This is a genomic window from Streptomyces canus 299MFChir4.1, assembly GCF_000383615.1.
In the GTDB taxonomy this organism is placed as follows: domain Bacteria; phylum Actinomycetota; class Actinomycetes; order Streptomycetales; family Streptomycetaceae; genus Streptomyces; species Streptomyces canus_C.
Genome location: NZ_KB911597.1, coordinates 174,733 through 180,955, shown reverse-complemented (window position 1 = coordinate 180,955; position 6,223 = coordinate 174,733). Strand labels below are relative to the sequence as shown.

The 6,223-nt window shown below is 70.0% G+C and carries 7 protein-coding genes; 3 read left to right on the top strand and 4 right to left on the bottom strand.

Going from position 1 to position 6,223, the window contains the following annotated elements:
- The 3 genes from pgi to H293_RS61460 form a co-directional block, all read left to right on the top strand.
- The coding region (pgi, locus tag H293_RS0129810; RefSeq protein ID WP_020121485.1) for a glucose-6-phosphate isomerase at window positions 1-997 on the top strand (997 nt) is incomplete at its 5' end.
- Window positions 998-1,101: 104 nt separating this feature from the next.
- Complete coding sequence (locus H293_RS61465; protein WP_020121484.1) at window positions 1,102-1,422, top strand: thioredoxin domain-containing protein; 321 nt, start codon at window positions 1,102-1,104, stop codon at window positions 1,420-1,422.
- Entirely contained in the window at window positions 1,422-1,574 is a 153-nt protein-coding gene (locus tag H293_RS61460) for a hypothetical protein (protein WP_020121483.1), read from the top strand. The genes H293_RS61465 and H293_RS61460 overlap by 1 nt, the downstream gene beginning before the upstream one ends.
- Before the next feature lie 26 nt (window positions 1,575-1,600).
- On the opposite strand, the gene pgl is transcribed toward H293_RS61460, so the two are convergent.
- From pgl to tal, 4 genes are read right to left on the bottom strand one after another with little or no spacing between them, the layout of a single operon-like run.
- Complete coding sequence (pgl, locus tag H293_RS0129795) at window positions 1,601-2,383, bottom strand: 6-phosphogluconolactonase (protein WP_020121482.1); 783 nt, start codon at window positions 2,381-2,383, stop codon at window positions 1,601-1,603.
- Window positions 2,380-3,570 carry a glucose-6-phosphate dehydrogenase assembly protein OpcA gene (gene opcA / locus H293_RS50140; RefSeq protein WP_020121481.1) on the bottom strand — a complete coding sequence of 397 codons (1,191 nt, stop codon included), beginning with the start codon at window positions 3,568-3,570 and terminating at the stop codon, window positions 2,380-2,382. Before opcA ends, pgl begins: the two co-directional genes overlap by 4 nt.
- Window positions 3,567-5,093, bottom strand: coding sequence for a glucose-6-phosphate dehydrogenase (gene zwf / locus H293_RS0129785; RefSeq protein ID WP_397895492.1), 1,527 nt, complete (start codon window positions 5,091-5,093; stop codon window positions 3,567-3,569). The genes opcA and zwf overlap by 4 nt, the downstream gene beginning before the upstream one ends.
- Window position 5,094: 1 nt before the next feature.
- The gene (gene tal / locus H293_RS0129780; protein ID WP_020121479.1) at window positions 5,095-6,213 is read right to left on the bottom strand and encodes a transaldolase; all 1,119 of its coding nucleotides are present in this window, start codon (window positions 6,211-6,213) and stop codon (window positions 5,095-5,097) included.
- Between the last annotated feature and the right edge of the window lie 10 nt (window positions 6,214-6,223).

The following is a 6,223-nucleotide window of genomic DNA, read 5'->3' as shown; positions in this document are numbered from 1 at the left end:
CACGTCGGCCCGCACCTGGCTGCTCGACGGACCCGCCGGACTCCACGACGACAAGGCCGTCGCCAAGCACTTCGTCGCCCTGTCGACGAACGCCGAGAAGGTCACGGACTTCGGCATCGACCCGGACAACATGTTCGAGTTCTGGGACTGGGTCGGCGGCCGCTACTCCTTCGACTCGGCGATCGGCCTCTCCCTGATGATCGCCATCGGGCCCGACCGCTTCCGGGAGATGCTCGACGGCTTCCACCTCGTCGACGAGCACTTCCGCACCGCCCCGGCCGAGTCCAACGTGCCGTTGCTGCTCGGCCTGTTGGGCATCTGGTACGGCAACTTCCACGACGCGCAGTCCCATGCCGTACTGCCGTACAGCCACTACCTGTCCAAGTTCACCGCCTACTTGCAGCAGTTGGACATGGAGTCCAACGGCAAGTCGGTGGACCGGGACGGCAATCCGGTGGAGTGGCAGACCGGACCGGTGGTGTGGGGCACGCCCGGCACCAACGGGCAGCATGCCTACTACCAGTTGATCCACCAGGGCACCAAGCTGATCCCGGCGGACTTCATCGGCTTCGCCGAGCCGGTCGCCGAGCTCTCCGACGGGCTCAGGGCCCAGCACGACCTGCTCATGGCGAACTTCTTCGCCCAGACCCAGGCACTGGCCTTCGGCAAGACGCCGGACGAGGTGCGGGCGGAGGGGGTGGCCGAGGACCTGGTCCCGCACAAGACGTTCCGGGGCAACCACCCGACGACCACGATCCTCGCGAAGGAACTCACCCCGTCCGTCCTCGGCCAGCTCATCGCCCTCTACGAGCACAAGGTGTTCGTCCAGGGTGCCGTCTGGAACATCGACTCCTTCGACCAGTGGGGCGTCGAACTCGGCAAGGTCCTCGCCAAGCGCGTCGAACCGGCGCTCACCGAGGGCGCCGAGGTACCGGGCCTGGACGCCTCGACCAAGGCGCTGGTGACGACGTACCGGGAGCTGCGCGGACGGCAGTAGAACACCCCCTGCGGGAACCCCTGAGCAGGGGGGAGGGTCGCCGTGGCACTCACGGCGGCCCTTCCGACGGTACGACCATCACCGTCGACAACCCGCACGCACCGGTGACGGTGCACCTCTACGAGGATCCGCGGTGCCCGTATCGCGAGGAGTTCGAGACCACCGGCGCCGGCCCGGAGCCGCGGGACGCGATCGTGCGGGGCCATGCGAGAGCCGAGTACACCCTGGCGTCCTTCCTGGACGGCAAGCTCGGCGGCAGCGGCTCCAAGAAGGCGGTCAACGCCCTGCGGGCCGCACCGGCATGGGGCAGGTTCGCGGGGTACCACGAAGTGCTCTACGCCAACCGGCCCGACGAGTCCGAGGACGGCTTCACCGACGACCGGCTGCACGGCCGGTTCGAGCCGGCCCGGGCGCCCCGACCGTAGTGATCGACAGGGTACGGATCCCGGCCGACCGCAGCGGCGTGCTCTACGACGCCACGGCGTTCTCGGACCTGCTCCGGCAGATCCGTATGTCGCCGGAGGAGTGGGAGGCGTACGGCTTCCCCGGAGCCGAGGGAACGCCGGGCCCCTCCTGAGAGGGACCCGGCGTCAAAGGCGGGAGTTACGACAAAGCCGGCGGATACAGCGACCGCGGCAGCTGGGAGGCCGCCGCCGAGTCCAGCAGCCACAGGGTGCGGGCCCGGCCACGGGCCCCCGCCGCCGGGGCCTGGATCTCGCCCGCGCCGGACAGGGCGATCGCCACGGCCTGCGCCTTGTCCTCGCCGGCCGCGAGGAGCCAGACCTCGCGGGCCGCGCGGATCGCGGGCAGGGTCAACGACACCCGGGTGGGCGGGGGCTTCGGAGCACCGTGCACACCGACGACCGTGCGCTCGGTCTCCCGTACCGCGGGGAGCTCCGGGAACAGGGACGCCACGTGGGTGTCCGGGCCGACGCCCAGCATCAGGACGTCGAAGGTCGGGACCGCGCCGTGGTTCTCGGGACCGGCCGCACGGGCCAGCTCCTCGGCGTAGGCCGCCGCCGCGGCCTCGACGTCGTCCCCGTAGGGGCCGTCCGACGCGGGCATGGAGTGCACGCGCTTCGGGTCCAGGGGTACGGCGTCGAGCAGGGCCTCGCGGGCCTGCGTGTCGTTGCGTTCCGGGTCGCCCTCGGGCAGGTAGCGCTCGTCGCCCCACCACAGCTCCAGGCGGCCCCAGTCGATGGCGTCCCGGGCGGGCGCCGAGGCCAGGGCGGCCAGCAGTCCGTTGCCGTTGCGGCCGCCCGTGAGGACCACGGACGCCGAGCCCCTGGAGGCCTGCGCGTCCACGATCTTGGTGATCAGACGGGCCGCGGCGGCCTGGGCCATCAGCTCCTTGTCGCGGTGCACGACCAGTTGCGGGGTGCTCACTTCGCCGCCTTCCCGTTCCCGGACAGGCCGGAGGGGACCGGCTTCAGCGAGGCCGACGGCGAGCCTTGCGGCCCTTGCGCCCCGGGAGCTTCCGCAGCGCCCTCGACAGGGGCTTCGACGGCGAGCTCGGTGGAGACTGCGGCCGGTCCTCCGGAGACGGGTTCTCCTTTGACGGGTTCTCCCTCTGCGTCGGCACCTTTGGCGTCGGCACCTTCTGTGCCGGCACCTTTGGCATCGGGGGCCGGTTGCGGAAAGGGCACCGAGGGGTTCAGCCGTTCCACCCCGAAGCGCAGCGCCGAGGCGTACGTGTCGTCCGGGTCCAGCCTGCGCAGCTCCTCCGCGATCAGCTCGGCCGTGTCCCGGCGCTTGAGCGCCACCGCACGGTCCGGCTGCCCCTGGATGGAGAGCGTGGCGAGCGAGCCGTCCGCGCGGTCCAGCACGATCGGACCGCTGTCCGTGTGCATGCGTACCGCCGTGAGGCCCGGACCGCTCGACAGCGACCGCTTCACCGGCACGTCGAGCCGGTCCGCCAGCCACATCGCCAGCAGCTCGCAGCTCGGGTTGAACTCCTCGCCCTCCACCTCGACGGCCGCCACCTCGCAGGTGACCTGGTCGAGCGCGGCGGCCAGCATCGAACGCCACGGGGTGATGCGGGTCCAGGAGAGGTCGGTGTCGCCCGGCGTGTAGGTGTCGGCGCGCGCCGTCAGCTCGCGCACCGGCTGCTCGGAGGAGTACGTGTCGGTGACCCGCCGCTGGGCGAGCGCCCCGAGCGGGTCCCCGGCCGGGTCGAGCGGCGCGTCCACCGGCCACCAGACGACGACGGGCGCGTCCGGCAGCAGCAGCGGAAGGACCACCGACTGGGCGTGGTCGACGATCTCGCCGTACAGCCGCAGCACCACCGTCTCGCCGGTGCCCGCGTCCGCGCCCACCCGCAACTCGGCGTCGAGGCGGGACTGGGTGCGGTCACGGGGACTGCGCGACACCCGCTTGACGACCACCAGCGTGCGCGAGGGGTGCTCGCGGGACGCGTCGCCTGCGGCCTTGAGGGCGTCGTAGGCGTTCTCCTCGTCCGTGACGATGACCAGGGTGAGCACCATGCCGACGGCCGGTGTGCCGATGGCCCGGCGCGCCTTGACCAGCGCCTTGTTGATCTTGCTGGCGGTGGTGTCGGTGAGGTCTGTCTTCATGGCCGGCGCCAGCTCCGTCCCTCTCGTGCGAGCATTTCGTCCGCCTCGACCGGGCCCCAGGTACCGGAGGGGTACTGGGCGGGCTTGCCGTGCGTGTCCCAGTACTCCTCGATCGGGTCGAGGATCTTCCAGGACAGCTCGACCTCCTCCGTGCGGGGGAAGAGGTTGGAGTCGCCGAGCAGGACGTCGAGGATCAGGCGCTCGTACGCCTCGGGCGAGGACTCCGTGAACGACTCGCCGTAGGCGAAGTCCATGGACACGTCCCGGATCTCCATCGAGGTGCCCGGCACCTTGGAGCCGAAGCGGACGGTGACGCCCTCGTCGGGCTGGACGCGGACGACGATCGCGTTGGAGCCGAGCTCCTCGGTGGCCGTCGTGTCGAAGGGGGAGTGCGGCGCCCGCTGGAAGACCACCGCGATCTCGGTGACCCGGCGCCCGAGGCGCTTGCCGGTGCGCAGATAGAACGGCACCCCGGCCCAGCGGCGGTTGTCGATCTCCACCTTGATGGCCGCGTACGTGTCGGTCTTGGACTGCGGGTCGATACCGTCTTCCTGGAGGTAGCCGACCGCCTTCTCGCCGCCCTGCCAGCCCGCCGCGTACTGTCCGCGCACGGTGTCCCGGCCCAGGTCCTTCGGCAGCTTCACCGCGCCGAGCACCTTGGTCTTCTCGGCGGCCAGCGCGTCCGCGTCGAAGGAGGCCGGCTCCTCCATGGCCGTGAGGGCCAGGAGCTGGAGCAGGTGGTTCTGGATGACGTCACGGGCGGCGCCGATGCCGTCGTAGTAGCCCGCCCGGCCGCCGATGCCGATGTCCTCGGCCATCGTGATCTGGACATGGTCCACGAAGGACCGGTTCCAGATCGGCTCGAACATCGTGTTGGCGAAACGCAGCGCCAGGATGTTCTGGACGGTCTCCTTGCCCAGGTAGTGGTCGATGCGGAAGACCTGGTCCGGGGCGAAGACCTCCTCGACCGTCGCGTTGAGCTCCTCGGCCGACTTGAGGTTGTGGCCGAAGGGCTTCTCGATGACCGCGCGGCGCCAGGAGCCGCTCGACTGGTCGGCCAGCCGGTGCTTCTTCAGCTGCTGGATGACCACCGGGAAGGCGGACGGCGGCACGGACAGGTAGAAGGCGAAGTTGCCGCCGGTGCCCTGTGCCTTGTCGAGTTCGTCGATGGTGTCGCGCAGCCGCTCGAACGAGTCGTCGTCGTCGAAGGTGCCCTGGACGAAGCGCATCCCCTGGATGAGCTGCTGCCAGACCTCCTCGCGGAACGGTGTCCTGGCGTGCTCCTTGACGGCGTCGTGGACGACTTCCGCGAAGTCCTCGTTCTCCCAGTCCCGCCGTGCGAAGCCGACCAGCGAGAAGCCCGGCGGCAACAGACCCCGGTTCGCGAGGTCGTACACGGCGGGCATGAGCTTCTTTCGTGACAAATCGCCCGTGACGCCGAAGATGACCAGGCCCGACGGCCCCGCGATACGCGGGAGCCGTCGGTCGGCAGGGTCACGCAGCGGATTGCTGCTCGACAAGATTTCAGCCCTCCGAGGGGGCGAGGCGCTGAAGCTCCGCCTCGGTCGACTTGAGCAGGTCGTTCCAGGCCGCCTCGAACTTCTCGACGCCCTCGTCCTCCAGGAGCTGGACCACCTCGTCGTAGGAGATGCCGAGCTTCTCCAGCGCGTCGAGCTCGGCACGGGCCTGCTCGTACGTACCGGCGATGGCGTTGCCGCGGATCTCGCCCTGCTCCTCGGTGGCGAACAGGGTCGCCTCCGGCATGGTGTTCACCGTGTTCGGCGCGACCAGTTCCTCGACGTACATGGTCTTCTTGTACGCCGGGTCCTTGACGCCGGTCGAGGCCCACAGCGGACGCTGCTTGTTCGCCCCGGCCTTCTCCAGCTTCGCCCAGCGCTCGCCCGAGAAGACCTCCTCGTACGCCTGGTACGCGAGGCGCGCGTTGGCCACGCCGGCCTTGCCGCGGGCGGCCTTGGCCTCGTCGGTGCCGAGCGCGTCGAGGCGCTTGTCGATCTCGGTGTCCACACGGGACACGAAGAAGGACGCCACGGAGTGGATCTTCGACAGGTCCAGACCCCGCTCCTCGGCCTTCTCCAGGCCGGCCAGGAAGGCGTCCATGACCAGGCGGTAGCGGTCCAGCGAGAAGATCAGCGTGACGTTGACGCTGATCCCGAGGCCGATGACCTCGGTGATCGCGGGGATGCCGGCCTGGGTGGCCGGGATCTTGATGAGGGTGTTGGGGCGGTCGACGAGCCAGGCGAGCTGCTTGGCCTCGGCGACGGTCGCCTTGAGGTTGTGCGCCAGTCGCGGGTCGACCTCGATCGACACCCGGCCGTCCTGGCCACCCGTCGCGTCGAAGACCGGGTGCAGGATGTCGGCGGCGTCCCGGACGTCCGCCGTCGTGATCATGCGGAGGGCCTCTTCGACGGACACCTTGCGGAACGCCAGGTCCGAGAGCTGCTGGTCGTAGCCGTCGCCCTCGGAGATCGCCTTCTGGAAGATCGAGGGGTTGGTGGTGACGCCCACGACGTGCTGCTGGTCGATCAGCTCGGCGAGGTTGCCGGACGTGATCCGCTTGCGCGACAGGTCGTCCAGCCAGATCGCCACGCCTTCCTCGGAGAGGCGCTTGAGTGCGTCTGTCATGGAATTACAT